The sequence below is a fragment of the Jeotgalibacillus sp. ET6 genome (assembly GCF_029667115.1).
Lineage (GTDB): Bacteria > Bacillota > Bacilli > Bacillales > Jeotgalibacillaceae > Jeotgalibacillus.
In genome coordinates this window covers 1-235 of the sequence record NZ_JARUIU010000306.1, presented here as the reverse complement: position 1 = coordinate 235, position 235 = coordinate 1, and the positions used below count along the sequence as shown (strand labels likewise).

Here is a 235-nt window from a genome sequence, read left to right as displayed (position 1 = left end):
CACGTTCACGTAAGGGTATGCGCCGTTCACACGATGTTTTAACTCCAGTTAATGTAGTATACTGCTCATGCGGTGCGCCTACTCGTTCACACGCAGTATGCCCAACATGCGGTAAGTATAAAGAACGTCAAGTAATACACACAGCGACTTCTCACGCATAGTACAATGCGAGAGAATAAAAAGGCTGTAGCTGTTGATGCAATGGGGGGCGATTTCGGACCCTCTATTGTTGTAC

General features: G+C 46.8%; 1 protein-coding gene. It reads left to right on the top strand.

The genetic code is table 11. From position 1 onward, the window contains the following. On the top strand, positions 1–161 hold a 161-nt coding region (rpmF, locus tag P6709_RS20700; RefSeq protein WP_442905388.1), incomplete at its 5' end, for a 50S ribosomal protein L32. Between the last annotated feature and the right edge of the window lie 74 nt (positions 162–235).